The organism is Arenibacter catalasegens (genome assembly GCF_002909235.1).
In the GTDB taxonomy this organism is placed as follows: Bacteria; Bacteroidota; Bacteroidia; order Flavobacteriales; family Flavobacteriaceae; genus Arenibacter; species Arenibacter catalasegens.
On the sequence record NZ_PHQQ01000016.1, the window covers coordinates 25,091 to 42,849 of the forward strand.

At 38.7% G+C, this 17,759-nt stretch carries 10 protein-coding genes; 5 read left to right on the plus strand and 5 right to left on the minus strand.

Going from position 1 to position 17,759, the window contains the following annotated elements; translation table 11 throughout:
- The first annotated feature begins 1 nt into the window (after position 1).
- A complete protein-coding gene (locus tag CWD90_RS13290; protein ID WP_103476560.1) occupies positions 2-1,210 on the plus strand; it encodes an ABC transporter permease in 1,209 nt (402 codons plus the stop codon).
- On the opposite strand, the gene dusB is transcribed toward CWD90_RS13290, so the two are convergent.
- The 3 genes from dusB to CWD90_RS13305 form a co-directional block, all read right to left on the minus strand.
- Positions 1,207-2,202, minus strand: a complete 996-nt coding sequence (gene dusB / locus CWD90_RS13295) for a tRNA dihydrouridine synthase DusB (protein WP_103476561.1) — start codon at positions 2,200-2,202, stop codon at positions 1,207-1,209. The two genes, CWD90_RS13290 and dusB, sit on opposite strands and share 4 nt — an antisense overlap.
- A 97-nt stretch (positions 2,203-2,299) precedes the next feature.
- Positions 2,300-4,624 carry an outer membrane beta-barrel family protein gene (locus CWD90_RS13300; protein WP_157941223.1) on the minus strand — a complete coding sequence of 775 codons (2,325 nt, stop codon included), beginning with the start codon at positions 4,622-4,624 and terminating at the stop codon, positions 2,300-2,302.
- Between the two features lie 271 nt (positions 4,625-4,895).
- A complete protein-coding gene (locus tag CWD90_RS13305) occupies positions 4,896-7,253 on the minus strand; it encodes an outer membrane beta-barrel family protein (RefSeq protein WP_157941224.1) in 2,358 nt (785 codons plus the stop codon).
- Between the two features lie 385 nt (positions 7,254-7,638).
- Here CWD90_RS13305 and lepA point away from each other — a divergent pair, with 385 nt between their 5' ends.
- Positions 7,639-9,435, plus strand: coding sequence for a translation elongation factor 4 (gene lepA, locus CWD90_RS13310; protein ID WP_103476564.1), 1,797 nt, complete (start codon positions 7,639-7,641; stop codon positions 9,433-9,435).
- A gap of 110 nt (positions 9,436-9,545) precedes the next feature.
- Here lepA and CWD90_RS13315 read toward each other — a convergent pair whose 3' ends face one another.
- Both CWD90_RS13315 and CWD90_RS13320 read right to left on the minus strand, forming a co-directional pair.
- A complete protein-coding gene (locus tag CWD90_RS13315; protein WP_103476565.1) occupies positions 9,546-11,015 on the minus strand; it encodes a sodium:solute symporter in 1,470 nt (489 codons plus the stop codon).
- A 109-nt stretch (positions 11,016-11,124) separates the two neighbouring features.
- Complete coding sequence (locus CWD90_RS13320) at positions 11,125-12,975, minus strand: cation:proton antiporter (RefSeq protein WP_103476619.1); 1,851 nt, start codon at positions 12,973-12,975, stop codon at positions 11,125-11,127.
- 239 nt (positions 12,976-13,214) lie between these two features.
- Between CWD90_RS13320 and CWD90_RS13325 the strand changes: the two genes are divergently transcribed.
- The 3 genes from CWD90_RS13325 to CWD90_RS13335 all read left to right on the plus strand — a co-directional run bounded on the left by CWD90_RS13325 (position 13,215) and on the right by CWD90_RS13335 (position 17,720).
- Entirely contained in the window at positions 13,215-14,996 is a 1,782-nt protein-coding gene (locus CWD90_RS13325) for a cation:proton antiporter (protein ID WP_157941225.1), read from the plus strand.
- 117 nt (positions 14,997-15,113) lie between these two features.
- Positions 15,114-15,974, plus strand: coding sequence for an MBL fold metallo-hydrolase (locus CWD90_RS13330; protein WP_103476567.1), 861 nt, complete (start codon positions 15,114-15,116; stop codon positions 15,972-15,974).
- 114 nt (positions 15,975-16,088) lie between these two features.
- On the plus strand, positions 16,089-17,720 hold the full coding sequence (locus CWD90_RS13335; RefSeq protein ID WP_103476568.1) for a S8 family peptidase: 1,632 nt from the start codon (positions 16,089-16,091) through the stop codon (positions 17,718-17,720).
- The last annotated feature ends 39 nt before the right edge of the window (positions 17,721-17,759 follow it).

Sequence of the window (17,759 nt, forward strand, 5' to 3'; positions counted from 1 at the left end):
GTTGAACTTCCCTTTATACATAGCAAAGCGGTACTTGCGTTCCAAGAGTAGCCAAAATGCCGTAAACATCATCAATTTTATTACTTTTCTGGTCATCGTTATTGGATCGGCAGCGCTCTTTATTGTGCTTTCCGGTTTTGCAGGACTAAAAACGTTTAGCCTTTCCTATACCAATATGGTAGACCCAGATTTAAAGGCACTGCCGTTAACTGGTAAATTTTTTAGCGTTTCGGAGTCCCAGGACAAAGAACTTCAGCAATTAAAGGGCGTTGTGGCCTATTCCAAAGAAATTGAGGACAAGGTATATTTGACACATGACCAAAAACCCCATATTGCTTATATAAAAGGAATTGATTCCACCTATACAAAAACGACACCCATAGATAGTAGCCTATACTTTTACGGAGATTGGGCAATAAACGGATTACAGGGGGTCGCAGGCCAAGGTATCGTTAATCTTTTGGGTCTGAGTATCAACAATTTTAGAAATCCGTTAGTTATCAGAGTGCCCAAACCAGGTAAGGGATTGTTGGGGCAACGTTTGTTAAAGGACAGCTACAATGAAACTTCTCTTGTAATTAGCGGCATATACCAAATTGAAGAGGAGTTAGATCGAAAATATATTTTTGCCGATCTGCCATTGGTACAAGCCTTACTGGAAAAGGATAGTACCCAAATATCGGGTATTAATTTTAAGTTGACCACAAACGTCAATAATTCTCAACTTAGACAACAAATTGAAGGTATTTTTTCGGGTCAAGTTGTTCTAAAGGACCGAAGGGAATTGAATAGTACCCTCCACAGGATGTTAAATACCGAGAATCTGGCCACTTACCTGATCTTCACCCTAGTGCTTATCATAGCACTTTTTAATGTAGTAGGCGCCATAATTATGATGATTCTGGACAAACAACAAAATTCAAAGACCTTGTATAATTTGGGTACCACCATTAAGGCGCTTCGAAGAATTTATTTTGTACAGGGCATAATGGTAACAGGGCTGGGTGGCTTTATCGGCGTATTTTTGGGTTCGTTATTGGTATGGTCCCAATTGGCATTTGGCTGGCTTAAAATAACGCCTAGTCTATCCTATCCAGTGGAATACAGTTTTATTAATGTATTTGTCGTGTTCGCAACTATTATTGTATTAGGCATAATTGCCTCTTTAATTGCCAGTAGTAGAATCAATAAGAAATTAATAGCACATTAGCCCACAAATTCGAAATCCCCGAATTTTTCCATTACCTCATCAAAAGCTTCAAACACATCTACTGAATGATCACTAGTGACCATTTTCATACGATAATCTTTGAAATTGGGAATTCCCTTGAAATAATTGGTATAGTGCCTACGGGTTTCAAAAACACCCAATTGCTCTCCTTTCCAATCTATAGCCATTTGTAGGTGCCTACGGGCTGCCTCTACTCGCTCTTCCATAGTGGGAGGGGCAGCATGAAGTCCAGTCTTAAAATAATGCTTCACTTCTTTAAAGAACCAAGGATACCCAATACTTGCACGGCCTATCATGGCTCCGTCTAACCCGTATTCATCTCTCATTTTCATGGCCATTTCAGGAGTATCTACATCGCCATTTCCAAAAACCGGAATATGCATGCGTTGATTGTTCTTTACGTCAGCAATAGGGCCCCAGTCGGCTTCCCCCTTGTACATTTGCACCCTGGTTCTCCCATGAATGGATATGGCCTTGCAGCCAACATCCTGTAAGCGTTCCGCGACCTCAACAATTTTAATGGAATCGGAATCCCAACCCAGACGGGTCTTTACGGTAATTGGCAGTTTGGTATGCTCTACCATGGCTTTGGTCAAAGATACCATTAAGTCGATATCCTTCAGGATACCAGCTCCCGCTCCTTTACTCACCACTTTTTTCACCGGACATCCAAAATTGATATCGATTATATCCGGACCAGACTTTTCCACTATCTCTACAGATTGTAGCATGGAGTCTAGATTGGCCCCAAAAATTTGTATCCCCACCGGACGCTCTTTTTCATAAATATCCAATTTCATGACGCTTTTGGCGGCATCGCGAATAAGGCCTTCCGAAGAGATAAATTCGGTATACACCACATCTGCTCCCTGTTCCTTGCACAAGGCACGGAAGGGTGGATCGCTAACGTCTTCCATTGGCGCAAGCAGCAATGGGAAATCCGGTAATTGAATGTCTCCTATTTTAGGCACAGTTTGTATACTTTAATTTTTGGGACTGCAAAATTACTGAAAAATTATATAATCCTAACTTTCAGGGGATAAGAATCGTTCAGAAGCCAACCTTTTCCTAAAACGACTTCTTCCCTTCAAGTCTTTTTTGTTCCGCAGGGGTAGTGTCCCTATTGTTATCCTGCAACCGATAATTGCCAAATTTATATCTCAATCCCAAAGAAATACTCCTACTTTCAGGCTTGGAGAAAAAACCATTGTCCTGATTAAGATAGGAAGATTTTAAAGGAATATTGGTGGTATTAAAAATATCATTGAACGCGAGGGTAATATAAAAACGTTTTTTACTGAACGACTTTCTAAAACTGAGATCGGCAGTGAACTGGTTCTTATAGCCAAAAGATCCCACTATATAGTTGGATAAATACAATAACGAAAGGTCCGAAACAAAACTACTGTCTTTGGAAAGGGTAAACTGATTGTAGACTTGCCCCAAATATCCAAGTGTATTGTTCTTATGAAGAATTCCCCCACTCTGCTGTGCTAAAAAGGAACTTTCCAAATAATATCCGGACATATAAGTGCTTACATACCACCAATCTTTAAGGTAATCGAAATAAATAAAATCCGCACTATATTGAAAATTTTCCTCGATATTAAATTCCGTGGTGTTCAAGGTTTTATTGATATTATCTTGAAAGATAAGTTGTTCAATGGCATTATTCATATGCTGGTAATACAAGGAAAAAATGTACTTGCCCTTTAAGGTATAATCAAGGGTAAGCTTATTTTCTATGGCGGGTCCAAGCATAGGGTTGCCCGTGTTGTACTGTTGTTCATTTAAAAAATAGCGATATGGATTTAGGCTTTGATACCTTGGCCGCTCAATGGCCCTCTTATAACTAAGTCCAAAAATGTGGTCTTCCCCGCTACTGTGCTGCAGGCTGAAACTTGGAAAAAGTTTAAAGTAATTATCTACATTTAGCTTCCCCAAAGAAATGGAATTGGCGTTTACAGCTATATACTCCCCTCTTAAGCCCAATACCAAACTCCATGCATCCCAATCTTGAGCAAGATTCGTGTAGGCAGCATAAATATCCTCATCATACTGAAATTTATCATCGCTGGTGGAAGGAGGTAAATCCAGACCATTAAAACCGATACTACTATTGCTCCTTATAGATGAGTACTTAAATCCAAAATCGGTTTGGCCATGGCCAAATGAAAATGAAAAATCAATTTGTCCAGTAACAATATTATTACGTTGTTGGGACATGGAATTAAAGCGGTTAGAATTGGTTAAGGATTGGTCACCATTATAATAGTCGGTACTTAAATCTTGAAATAGATCATCATCAAAATAAAGATAATTGCCAATGAATTTTAAATTGGAGCCCTTATTTCCCAGAACGATACCATAATCCAAATTTAAGGCAATACTACTATTGTTGTTTTTTAGATTGCTGAATGTATTGGAATAGGATTCTAATTCCATAGCTTGATTAAAATCTTTGGTAAATACTACATTATTGTTCCTCTTTATGGGAGAATACAGAATGTTTGCAGCCAAACTCAATTGTTGATCTTCCGCCAATTTTATATCCGCAACAGAATTTAGGGTATGCACATTGGATTTGGAAGTACTTCCAAATGTTGTTTCCCTTCTAAAGTCCTTGAGATTTCCATTAAAAAAATTTATAAAGCTCTCATCCATTTTGTCTTCCTTTTTAGGGTTATAGCCATAGCTGGCGAACAAATTAATGGCCTCAGTTTTGTAATAATGACTGCTGCTGAGCTTATATTTTGGATAAACGGCCTGAGTGATTTTACCGCTTACTTCGCCCTTATAACCGATGGACAGATTTTTTGCGGCCAAAATATTTAAAACTGCACTCCCTTCCGCATCGTACTTGGCGGTAGGATTGGTGATTACTTCGATAGCACTAATATTTTCTCCTGCATAATTTTCCAACAGATCCTTTAATTCCGAATTGGACAGATATACCCTTCTATTATTGATATATATTACGGTTGGGGAATTTTTAATAGAGATTTGATCTCCAATTATGATTACCCCAGGTGTTTTGGTTATAATGGAATAGGCACTTTCTTGGGATAAGTTGGTGTTGGCAACATTAAAAATTAGTCGGTCTGTTTTACGTTCTATGACAGGCTTTTTTAAAACTACTTCAACTTCATCCAATTCGCTGTTGTATTCCTCAATAATTATTGACCCAATATTTTTGTCCTCCTTAATATCGACAGTAATAAGACGGGATAAGTTGCCAATAAAGCTCGCCCGTATATAGTATGTATTAGATGGAACCCTGGGTAATAGGAACTCTCCTTTTTCATTTGTAGAGGTCCCCATTACCGTTGTTGTATCGGATACCTGCAAGAGTAAAATGATGGAATAGGGAATGGGTTGGTCAAGTTCATTCATCACTTTCCCCTCTAATTCATAGAATTGTCCCAATAAGGTTAGTGGCGTAATTAAAATGCAAAAAAAAAGAAACTTATAAGTTCTCAAGAGGTATATAATTGGAGCCTGTCTTGCTGCAAATTTACGTCATAATTAAGAATGTATCGATGAAACGCATAAAAAATCGATAATCAGTCAGTTCCAATCTTATGAAGGTATAGCTTAATTCCAATTTGGGCAGAATTTTATCTCCTCAATATCTTGTGTGTTCACCAAGACTTGGTTGTATATTTTAAAGCCGATCCCTTTCATCCGTATCTTTGGACTTATAGTTGTCCCTAATCTTCATATTGCCAAAATTATACCTAAATCCAAGGGAAAATATTCTATTATTCGGCCTGTAAATCGAGATATTATCTTGGTTGCCATACTTTCGGGTATTTTTTAGTTTAAACTGCTTAAAAATATCGGTCAATCCCATAGTAATGGTTCCTTTTTTGCCCCAAATATTCTTTTTTAGGGAAATCCCCCATTCATTGTAGTATTCCTGTCTGGAATTTCCAATAACGATTGGTGAAACATAGCTATAATTAAGGCTGGCAGTTAAAGATCTGTCTTCCAGCATGGTAAAATTATTATTGAACTGTAGCAAGAGCGTCCACAGTCCCTGGTCTACGGTTTCTTGTGATATAATATCGGTAAAACGCTCGGTACCATAATAGTAGGAAGAAAGGAAATAGGTGTCCCAAGAATTGGAGATCTCTTTCCTATAAATAAAATCCATTCCATAGGCCATTTCCCTATCTGTATTATGCGTAATAAACCTCAGGAATTTGCTTTCATTGTCCTGAAAAGTCAACAATCTCATAATATTCCTATGATATCTATAAAAAAGTTCAAAGGTATAGTCCCTGTCGTAGGTATAAGACAGTATCACCGAATTCTTAAAGGATGGCTGCAGATTTACATTGCCTTCCACCACGGAATTATTACTTTGAAAAACCTGAAAAGGATTAATTTTATTGTAACTGGGCCTAATGATACTTCTTTTGTAGCTTGCCCCGAATCTATGTTTTCTGTTCGGGTTAAATTGAAAAAATATGGTTGGAAACAATTCCAAATAATGATTTTTAATTTTGTTTTCACTATTACTAAAGTCCCCTTTAGTTTCTGTATACTCGGACCTTAGCCCAGATTTCATCGTCCAGTTATTCCATTTGGCATCAAAGCTTGCATAACTTGAAAAAATTTCCTCATCGTAAAAAAATGTACCATCTTCAGTAGGCGCTATTCCTTCCTGATCTCGATCAAAACCCTCCTGGGCAATATAACTTTCGGAATCTATAAGTGCATATTTTATACCCGATTCAAAATTGGCATCTTCTCCCATAGGTGTTGAATAATCGGCTTGAACACTAAATAACTTGGTATGCTGCTTATTAAAGGTGTTAAAATCGTTCTCCCCAACTGTAGCCCCACTATCATCGTAAAAGTCGGTTTCCAAAGCCTGGTTTTTATCATAATCATAGTAGGTAAAATGTGAATTAACCCCCAACTTTGACCCTAAATCATTGAACTGGTGTACATAATCCAAATAAAAGGCCGCGTTGATCGATTCAAACTTGGCATTGTTCAAAGTAATAAAACCAGAGGTATTGCCATTATTGGCATCCTGTATTTCTGTATCGGAAAAATCCTTGGTCAAATAAGATGGTGTAATGGTGGCAATGGAAGAAAAACTTAGCGCATTCTTGTCGTTTATGGTATAATCTAAAAAAGCACTCGTATTGTGTTTCTTGCTTCTATAGATAACCTCCAGATCAGAGGTCCAGGTCTCCGTTATTTGTTCGTCCTCTATAAAATTAGTGATATCCGTATAATTCGTTAAGATCTTGTTCTGGGTAAAACTATAATTAAAAGACGCCTCCAATTGCTTACCCTTGAAATAGTGACTGGTACCGAACATTTGCCTGGGAAATATACCTTGACTATATCTATTATAAACGGCACCATTATACCCGGCAATTAAATTCTTTTTCATTTTAATGTTAATCAAGGTCCCCCCCTCGGCATCATATTTTGCCGGCGGTGTTGTTATCACCTCAATCGACTGTACCCCTTTAGCGGAAGTACCACTTAGAAGATTTAGTACATCCTCCGCTGGCAGGTTCACTTTCTTGTCGTTGATCATTATTTGAACCCCTCTTTCCCCTTTAACCGTTATCACATCGTTCATGGCAAATACCGTAGGCGTACTCTTAAGAACATTCCATATGTCCGAATCTGAAAGCGCCGTGTTTTCAATATTAAATACCAAACGATCCACCTTTTGTTCAAGTGTAGGCTTTTTAGAGACTACTATGACCTCATTTAATTCCTGTCCAAGGACATCTATAAAAAGGGAACCCACATCCAAATCGGAATTTACATCCGCGAATTTATAGTCAGAATAATTCCCTATATAACTAGCTCGAATATAGTATTGGTTGTGGAGTACATTATCAAAAGAAAATAAACCATTTTCATCAGAAGCTGCACCTTTGACAAAACTGGTGTCGGGTACTTTATAAAGCAGTATATTTGCGAAGGCTACCTCAGCACCGTCTGTTTGCATAATATGCCCTGAAACCTTGTATTCTTGACCTATCAAAGGAATACAAAATAGGAGAAGAAATGGGGCAAAAACCTTTAACATTGTCACAAACAGCGGCCTCTAAGTTATAAAAAATTTAAAGTTAACTTTTTCTTAACAACCCACAATGCTTTCGCTAAAATTTGTAGTAAAAATCTACAAACTGGTAATTTGCCCAGAGAAAAACCCTTTATTAATCTACCAAAATTAAATCCCAGCCGCAGCATGTAAGCTACCCCCAAGATTTTTACTTTAAAAATCATGGATAAAGCCTATCTTTGCGGTTGCTTTGGTTTGCATGTGACTCCTTGGAGCGCAAATCATGGAAAATGAGAAACTGAATTGCCTTTCGCTTCTTCAATTTTTGCCAAGGGTAGATTTAGATCAGGTAAATTGATCATAAATGAAAAACATACGAAATTTCTGCATTATAGCGCATATCGATCACGGTAAAAGTACTTTGGCCGATAGGCTGTTGGAATTTACAGGTTCGGTGACCGATCGGGAAAAACAAGACCAGCTACTGGATAGTATGGATCTTGAGCGGGAGCGTGGAATTACCATTAAGAGCCATGCTATTCAAATGGATTACGAACATGAGGGCGAAAAATATGTTCTTAATCTTATCGATACTCCAGGACACGTAGATTTCTCCTATGAAGTATCACGGTCCATAGCGGCCTGTGAGGGCGCTTTATTGATTGTAGATGCGGCACAGAGCATTCAGGCGCAGACCATTTCCAATCTTTATTTGGCTTTGGAAAATGATTTGGAGATCATTCCCGTTTTAAATAAAGTAGACCTACCAAGTGCCAATCCGGAAGAGGTTACCGATGATATAGTTGATTTATTAGGCTGCAAGCGTGAGGACGTTATCCCTGCAAGTGCCAAAACTGGCTTGGGCATTCAAGAAATTTTAACCGCCATTATAGAACGTATCCCGGCGCCCAAGGGCAATCTAGATGAATCCCTACAGGCACTTGTATTCGATTCTGTTTACAATCCTTTCAGAGGGGTAGAAACCTATTTTAGGGTAATTAATGGTGAAATAAAAAAAGGTCAAAAAATAAAATTCGTCGCCACGGACAAAAATTATTTTGCTGATGAGGTAGGTACCTTAAAATTGGTGCAACACCCCAAACAAAGTATAAAAGCCGGAGACGTGGGCTATCTTATTACCGGGATCAAGGATGCGCGTGAAGTAAAAGTGGGCGATACCATAACGGATGCCGCGAGCCCTACTAAAAACCCTATTGGTGGTTTTGAAGATGTCAAGCCCATGGTATTTGCAGGTATATACCCTGTAGATACGGAAGACTTCGAAGAACTCCGTTCTTCTATGGAAAAATTACAGCTAAACGATGCTTCTTTGGTCTTTACTCCAGAAAGCAGTGCTGCGCTTGGATTTGGATTTCGTTGCGGTTTCTTGGGGATGCTGCACATGGAAATCATCCAAGAACGTTTGGAGCGAGAGTTTGATATGACGGTAATCACAACGGTACCTAACGTAAGCTACCATGCCTTTACACGTAAGAATCCAGAAGTGCCCATTATAGTTAATAACCCTACAGATTTACCCGATCCCTCTACTTTGGATCATGTAGAGGAACCTTATATTAAAGCCACAATTATTACAAAAGCCGATTTTGTGGGCAACGTTATGTCTTTATGTATAGATAAAAGAGGGCTGATCACGAATCAAACTTATTTAACCACAGAAAGAGTGGAATTGAATTTTGATATGCCATTGGCAGAGATTGTATTCGACTTTTACGATAGGTTAAAAACAGTATCCAAAGGCTATGCCTCATTTGATTATACCCCTATAGGTTTACGAACCTCCAAATTGGTGAGGGTAGACATATTACTAAACGCTCAACCTGTGGATGCTTTGTCCGCGCTGATTCATGCAGACAACGCTGCCAATATCGGTAAAAAAATGTGCGAAAAGCTTAAGGAGCTTATTCCAAGGCAACAATTTGACATTCCGATACAAGCCGCAATTGGCGCCAAAATAATCTCTAGGGAAACCATTAAGGCCTTGAGAAAGGATGTAACGGCCAAATGTTATGGTGGTGATATCTCAAGAAAAAGAAAATTGTTGGAAAAGCAAAAGAAGGGTAAGAAACGTATGCGTCAGGTTGGAAATGTAGAAATACCCCAACAGGCCTTTATGGCGGTGCTTAAACTGAACGATTAAGCTTTATTCATTTAAAAGGGCCTTAACATTGCCTAAAATGGTGTATTAGCATCTCTTAATGAACCATTCCTAAAAGATTTTAGTTGGAACGTTCCATGACAATCTAACTATTAAAGTGAAGTGTTTTCCCCCTTGCGTTTTACCAATAATAATCCTATTATGGTAAGTCCGGCATTGACCGCTATATTGATAAAACCGAAATCGAAATTAAAGGTTTTGGCAAAGTAGACACTCAATAAATAGGTAAGTACCGGTGCCATTAGACAGACAATGGGCACCCATTTATCCTTAACCTGAATCTTGGTGAACATTCCCAACATATAAAGTCCCAAAAGAGGCCCATAGGTATACCCAGCTACTTTAAAAATAAGCGATACCACATCTCCCCTACTGTTGGAAAACAACATAATTATTAAAAATAATACTCCAGAAAAACCGAGTAGCACCCAGTTTTTAAGCCTTTTTTTATCAGCACTGGATTTATGTGAAATATCGAGAAAATCGTAGGTAAAAGAGGTAGTCAGGGCCGTTAGGGAGGAATCAACACTTGAAAAAGACGCTGCTACGATACCCAACAAGAAACTGATCCCAGCAAAGACACCAAGGTGGTTTAACGCCAAATCGGGAAAAAGGTTATCCGTATCCAAAAGGGCACCGTTTTCACCAACGGCCAAAGTAATCCCATTTTTTTCCGCATAGCTATACAGTAGAATTCCCAATCCTAAAAACAAGAATTGGGTCAAGGCTAAAATTAAACTATAAGTCAAAGTATTTTTTTGCGCATCCCATTGATTTTTACAGGTCAATGTTTTTTGCATCATATTCTGATCTAACCCGATCATGGCTATAGCCACAAGAATACCCGCTATAAACTGTTTGAAAAAATTATTGCTCGATTTGCTATCCCAATTGAACACCTCAAAATACTTATGCTCGGTAACCTGCTGTACAGCCTCGGAAAAAGACAAATTTAAGGAGGTTGTAATCGTATAAATCGTAATTATAGCGCCTAAAACCAGAAAGGTCGTCTGCAAAGTATCGGTCCAAACTATGGTCTTAATTCCAGACTTGTTGGTATATAACCAAACTAAGAGCAAGATAATAATTACTGTTATGGGAAATGGGATATTTAGCTTGTCGAAAAGTGCGAACTGAAGTATTTTTGAAGCTAGAAGTAACCTTAACGCAGCACCAAAGGATTGGGACACCAGAAAGAACAAAGACCCGGTCTTATACGTTTTAACCCCATATCGCTGATCCAAATATCCATAAATGGAAACCAGCCTTAATCTGTAATACAACGGAATCAAAACAAAAGTAATAAACAAATAGCCCACTACATTGCCTAAAATAAACTGGTAGAAATAAAAATTGTTGTTGCCTACCATCCCGGGCAGGGAAACAAAGGTAACTCCTGAAAGACCAGCTCCCACCATTCCAAAAGCCACCAAAAACCAAGGCGATTGTCTGTCCCCAGTAAAATAAGACTCATCACTTCTATTTCTTGAGGTGAAATACGAAATGGTCATCAATAGAACAAAATAGATTGAAATTATGGCTAAAACTATCAGTGGATTCAATGCAGTTGGATTTTAATTTAACTTAAAGTACCGTGCCTATTATTACAATTTTTAGACGACCCATGTAAGTAAATATTAGAAATGCTCTCTTAAATATTGGCTTGAGAATTTATTTTTTAGGTTTTTTTTCCTTGTTATCAGCGTCTAACAACTTACCAAGATAGACTAACTTAGATCCTTCCTGAATATCTTCAAAATTCTTGCTAAAGGATGAAATAATTTTGAGGTCCCCATCCAAGCTCTTAACAAAAAGGGGAATAATACCTTTATCTGCTTTCGTAATTTCAATGAGGCCTTCATAATGTTCCTTGCCCTTTAATTCTATTTCATGAATCACAGGATTACTTCTAGCGGCTTCGGTCAATGTAATAAAATCATCGGTATGCGAAAAAAGACCTTCATGAGGATTATTGTCAGGATCGTTCATCTCATCAGTATTAACAAGTCTAAATGATCCGTGTTCCCCAAATTCTTTCTTGAACGTATCAATCGCATATTCGTTAATGTCAGAGTTGCCCGTCAAGGCCATAAGATAACCTACATCATTTAGTTCTATATTGTCCGTTAAATTGTCGGAATAAATGTTAGCGACAAAGCTTTCCAGGCCTAGGTTTTTGGCTTTGTCAATATTATTTGAGTTGTTATCTATCAGCACAACGTGTCTGTTATTCTTTTTAAGATAGCTGGCTATTAATCTAGGTACCTTAGAAGCTCCAACGATGAGGATACCTTCGGACTTTTCCAAAAACACCCCCAGTAATTTTGCCATAATCCGCGCAGTAGATGCATTGAGCAGAACTGTTCCCAAAACAATCATAAAGACCAAGGGTGTAATATATTCCGCTCCCGGTTCACCCCTTAAAATCAATTTAGAACCGAAAAGGGAGGCAATACCTGCAGCAACAATACCCCTAGGTCCAACCCAACTAATAAACAACTTCTCCTTAAAGTTAAGTTTGGAGCCTATCGTGCTCAAAAATACCCCCAACGGTCTTACCACAAAAACCACTATAGCAAAAAGCACTAGCGTTTTGGGACTATACAATAATTCCAGTTCCGGTAAATTCATACTTGCCGAAAGAAGTATGAAAAGCATAGAAATTAAAAGTATACTGAGCGACTCCTTAAAGTAGAGCAGTTCCTTAATATTTGGCAACTGGGTATTTCCCATAACCATGCCCATGACCACCACAGCCAACAGCCCGGATTCATGTGCAAAAAGTTCGGAGATGACAAAAACAGAAAGTACTACAGACAAGGAAACCACATTTAACAAATAATGAGGCACATAATTCTTTTTTATAGCCAGGGTCAAGGCATGTGCAAAGGTAAAACCAAAGGTGAAACCTAATAACAGCACCTTTACAAACTCAAGAAGTCCTGTTTGGGTATAGCCTTGCCCTTCCCCTATACTAATGAACTCAAAGACCAATACCGCCACAAGTGCACCAATAGGATCGATCAATATGCCCTCCCATTTCAATACCGCCGATAAATCTTTTTTTAATGGAATATTCCTAAGAATTGGTGTAATAACCGTTGGTCCGGTAACAATTATAAGTGCAGAAAACAAAAATGAAATTTGCCAAGGTAGATCGAAAATAAAATGAGCGGCCGTACCTGCTAAAAAAAAGGTAACCGCACTGCCCACGGTAATCAACTTGGTAATTACAGGGCCCACTCTTGCTACCTCGGAACGCTTCAGGGTAAGTCCACCCTCAAATAGGATAACCCCAATAGCCAGAGATACAAAATGATATAGGCTCTCCCCTAAAAACAAACCCTCTGTCTTATTCCAGATTGGTCTGATCAATTTGGTGCCGTCCTCTGTAAACAAAGTAGATATAGGTCCTACCAATAGACCTATAAGGATAAGCGGTAAAATGGCCGGTAATTTAAACCGCCATGCAACCCATTGTGCAATGATACCAAGAACGATTATTCCAGCAAGTTCTACCATAAAAAAATTTGAAGCAATATAGGTTTTAATATAGAAAAAATCCATCTATGATAAAAAAAACCTTGGAAGCGGCTTTAAATTTGCACATTTCATCCGGTTCCCCAGAATGTTTTCATTCCAAAAAAATATAGACAAACAGCCCATTTATGAACCTGTAAAGAATTATGTAGCACTTGCTTGCCGCATAAGAAATATTTAGCTATTTTTTCATCTGATTGCCCAACAACCAAATTGATCTTATGGTAGAACTAAATATAGTAAATCTGCTAATGGTATTGTCAGCCGCTTGGCTTGGGGGAATATTTGCCAAACGCATAGGTTTCCCTTCCATTTTAGGCGAACTTCTAATTGGAATCTTGTTGGGTCCTGCCTTGTTGGGTGTTCTAGAAACTTCCAATGCCCTGAATATTTTGGCGGAACTGGGCATCCTCTTCCTCATGGCCTATATTGGGATGGAAATCAACTTTAAAGATCTCGGAAAAGCATCATGGGCGGGTCTTCTTGCAGCTATTGGCGGATTCGTTGTTCCTTTTGCTATGGGCTATTATACCATCCTATATTTTGACGGTACACAGATTGCCGGTCTGTTCGTAGGTATTGCCGTTGGTGTAACCTCCTTAGCCACTAAAAGTCGAATTTTGGTAGACTTAAAGCTTTTGGACACGAGAATAGCCTATGTACTTATGGCCGGTGCCCTAATCTCGGATACTTTGGCGCTAATCATTTTTGCAGGAATTATTGGTTTTGTCGAGGCTGGCAGCATTGATACCGTAGGTCTTGGTTGGGTGGCGGGCAAGGCCATTCTATTTTTCTCTTTCGCAGGATTGATTGGCATTTATATATTTCCACTATTGGGTAAGTTACTTATAAAGACTAAACTAACTGGCCGGACATTGCTTTTTAGCATTATCGTCATTATTGTGTTGGGGTTTTCCGAATTGGCCGAACTTGCCGGACTTCACGGTATATTAGGGGCCTTTATGGCCGGACTGTTTATAAGGGATGGTGTATTTTCTAGAACCGTCCTTAAGGAGGTTACCGGTGTCTTCCATGATATCTCCATAGGATTTCTGGCACCCTTGTTTTTTGTTACCGCAGGCTTTCATGTCACCCTAGAAGTATTTCAGACAGATCTGGCCTTGTTAATTTGGATTATTACAGGAGCTGTCGTTGGTAAAATTTTAGGAACTACCCTTTTTTACCTGCCAAGTGGTTACGGCTGGCGCGAAGGATTCACGATTGGAACAGGCATGAACGGGAGGGGAGCTGTAGAGATAATAATTGCAGGAATAGGCCTTCAGATGAACATTATTTCCCAAGAAATTTTTTCAATATTAGTATTTATGGCCATATCCACCACACTTACAGTACCCATATTACTTTCTTGGACAACCAATTGGCTAAAAAAACGGGGAGAACTTGTAAAGCAGGATGCCCGAAATGGATACCTGATTCTTGGGGCCAACCCCTTGGGACTTTACATCTCTAGACAACTTGCCGAAAAGAACGAAGTGATCCTAATAGATTCCAATAAGGATTTGGTGCATGAAGCCAATGCACAGGGTGTGAAAGCAATCTATGGCAACGGACTTAAGGAAGATGCGTTCGAAGCGGCCAATGCCCTTACCAAAAACACCTTCATTGCACTGACCGGCAATAGTGAAATTAATCTCCTATCCGCACAATTGGCCTACAACTCATTTTATATCCCGAACAGAATAGTCCTTGTATCCCCAGTTGAAAATGGGGCTGGGCTAAATCTGCTGGATCACATGGATGCCTCTTCAATGTTTGCCAATAAAACTGATATGGTACCTTGGTCATATAAAATTGCCACAAATGATTTTGAGGAAAAGTCAGAACGGATAGAGAAGGAAATTACCACTCGCAATTGGGTTAAAAAAAGTTCCAAAAACAAAGATATCCTACCTATAATAATTCAAGATGAAAATGGTCTTAAACGTCCATTTCATTACAAGGAGATTATAAAGCCAAAAGAAACTGTAATTTTCCTCCAATAGTCCGGTTGGGAAGAAATAAATATTGATTAAATGTTAAAAAACCTCTAATAAACAAGAGTTTCAAGAAATATCCCTAGTGCTTTCCTTAATTTGCAGCTACTTTAGGCTAGGTTATTTATGAAGTTATACCCTATAGAATCAGGAAATTTTAAGTTGGACGGAGGTGCTATGTTTGGCGTGGTGCCAAAATCGTTATGGAATAGAACCAATCCTGCGGATTCCAACAATTTGATAGATATGGCAGCCAGATGTCTATTAATTGAGAATGGCAATCGACTTACTTTAATAGATACCGGGATGGGCAATAAACAGTCCGACAAATTCTTTGGATACTATTACAGATGGGGAGACCATTCCTTGGATAAATCCCTAAACCAATACGGCTTTCATAGAGATGATATCACTGATGTATTCCTGACACACCTGCATTTTGATCATTGTGGAGGAAGCATACAATGGAACAAAGATAAAACTGGTTATGAACCCGCCTTCAAAAATGCTGTCTTCTGGACCAATGAGGCACATTGGAAATGGGCCACGGAACCTAATGAACGGGAAAAGGCTTCCTTTCTAAAGGAAAATCTACTGCCCATGCAAGAAAGTGGCCAGCTGCGATTTGTTGCCCGCGACAACAACACTTTTAAGGACCAAACAGAATTGGATTTTGGAATCTTATTTGTGGACGGACATACAGAGAAACAAATGATCCCCCACATTCAATATAAGGAAAAGACTTTGGTCTTTGCTGCGGATCTGCTTCCTACCGCAGGTCATATTCCACTACCCTATGTTATGGGTTATGATACACGGCCCCTATTAACTCTTACAGAAAAAGCATTGTTTTTGGAAATGGCCGAGAAAAACAATCATTACCTGTTTTTGGAACATGATGCCCATAACCAGATCTGTTCCCTACAAACAACCGAAAAAGGTATACGTTTAAAAGAAATACATACCTTTGCCCAGCTTTTTGAATAATATGATCAATTGTAGACTCCTTTTCAAGGTAAACCATTGCTTTATAGTAAGCAGTAAGGCTAAATATCCCAAAAACATATTGAATAAGACATTCTAATTTAACACTGTAAATAAATGACACTAACATTAAACAGAACTTTTTTGGCCGTATCGGTCTCTATTTTACTTTATGGCTGTGGTGGTACCGCCCTAGTTTCCACACCAATTGATAATATTGATACACTTCCACTTAAAATTTCGGAATTAACCGAAACGCAAAAAAAGAATTGGGGTCATACAGATTTAATTACGGACACTATTCCAGGTATGAGCGTAGATAAGGCCTATGCAGAGATCATTGGGAATAAAAAAGGGGAAAAGGTAATCGTAGCGGTGTTGGATTCGGGAATGGACCTAACCCATGAGGACTTGGTAGATGTCCTTTGGGTTAACAAAGGAGAAATTGCCGGGAACAATAAGGATGATGACAATAATGGTTATATAGATGATATACATGGCTACAACTTTTTAGGGGAATCCTACAACGAACAATTGGAAATGGCCCGTATTATTGGTAAGAAAATAGGAGACGCATCCTTACAGGCCAAGGCCAAAAGTAACCTGGACAAGGATTATCAAAAAGCAATTCAAAATAAGGAACAATACGAACAAATACTTCAGGCAGTCCAAAATGCGGATAAAGAAGTAAAAACACTTTTAGGGAAGGAAAACTATTCTAAAAAAGACTTGACCGAAATAAAGACGGAAGACGAGACCATGCAAAGAAATGTCAGTATCTTGATGCAAATGTTAAGTATCAAGGATACTATTCCAGAGGTGCTTTCAGAACTTAAGGATGGAATTAAACATTTTTCAGATCAACTTAACTATAATCTAAATGTAGATTTTGATGGACGGAAAATGGTGGGCGATAATCCTTATGATATCAATGATAAGGATTACGGTAATGGAAATCCTAAAAATAGGGTAGAGGACGAAAGTCATGGAACTCACGTAGCCGGTATAATTGCAGCAAAACGGAACAATGGTCTTGGTGCCAATGGGGTTGCAAATAATGTGGAGATTATGAGTATTAGAGCAGTTCCAAATGGGGATGAGTATGACAAAGATATTGCCTTGGGAATCCGCTATGCAGTGGATAACGGGGCCAAAATTATTAACGGAAGTTTTGGAAAAGCCTTCTCTCCAAATGCCCAATGGGTATATGATGCCATTAAATATGCAGCGGACCACGATGTTATCTTTGTGCATGCCGCTGGAAATTCGGGCGAAGACCTTGATGACCCAAACAATCCAAATTTTCCCAATGATCAAATTAATAACGGTCCTGAAATGGCGGATAATGTTATAACCGTAGGTGCTCTATCAAGCGAATATGGTTCCGAAATGGTAGCCTCCTTTTCTAATTATGGAATTATAAATGTAGATATTTTTGCCCCTGGTGATGCCATCTATTCTACCATGCCGAACAATGAATACGATTTTCAGGGTGGTACATCCATGGCCGCCCCAGCTGTTGCAGGAGTAGCCGCTCTGGTAAGATCTTATTACCCTACATTAACTGCTTCCCAAGTAAAGGCCATATTGATGAACTCCGGACTTACTACCAAATCCAAAGTAGTGGTTGCGGGTGATGCATCCAAAGCAATGGATTTTCAAAAAATCTCCAAATCGGGAAAAATGGTCAATGCATATAATGCCCTAATAATGGCAGATGCAGTATCTAAAGGTAAATTAAAACTTTAACGCAAAAGGCAAGGCTATAACAGTCATTAAGTACTCTGA

Bases quoted from the DNA above. Each gene is read 5' to 3' on its own strand.
- CWD90_RS13300 (WP_157941223.1), bottom strand. From the start codon at position 4,624: ATGAATGAACTTGACCAACCCATTCCCTATTCCATCATTTTACTCTTG.
- lepA (WP_103476564.1), top strand. From the start codon at position 7,639: ATGAAAAACATACGAAATTTCTGCATTATAGCGCATATCGATCACGGT.
- CWD90_RS13320 (WP_103476619.1), bottom strand. From the start codon at position 12,975: ATGGTAGAACTTGCTGGAATAATCGTTCTTGGTATCATTGCACAATGG.
- CWD90_RS13325 (WP_157941225.1), top strand. From the start codon at position 13,215: ATGGTAGAACTAAATATAGTAAATCTGCTAATGGTATTGTCAGCCGCT.
- CWD90_RS13330 (WP_103476567.1), top strand. From the start codon at position 15,114: ATGAAGTTATACCCTATAGAATCAGGAAATTTTAAGTTGGACGGAGGT.
- CWD90_RS13335 (WP_103476568.1), top strand. From the start codon at position 16,089: ATGACACTAACATTAAACAGAACTTTTTTGGCCGTATCGGTCTCTATT.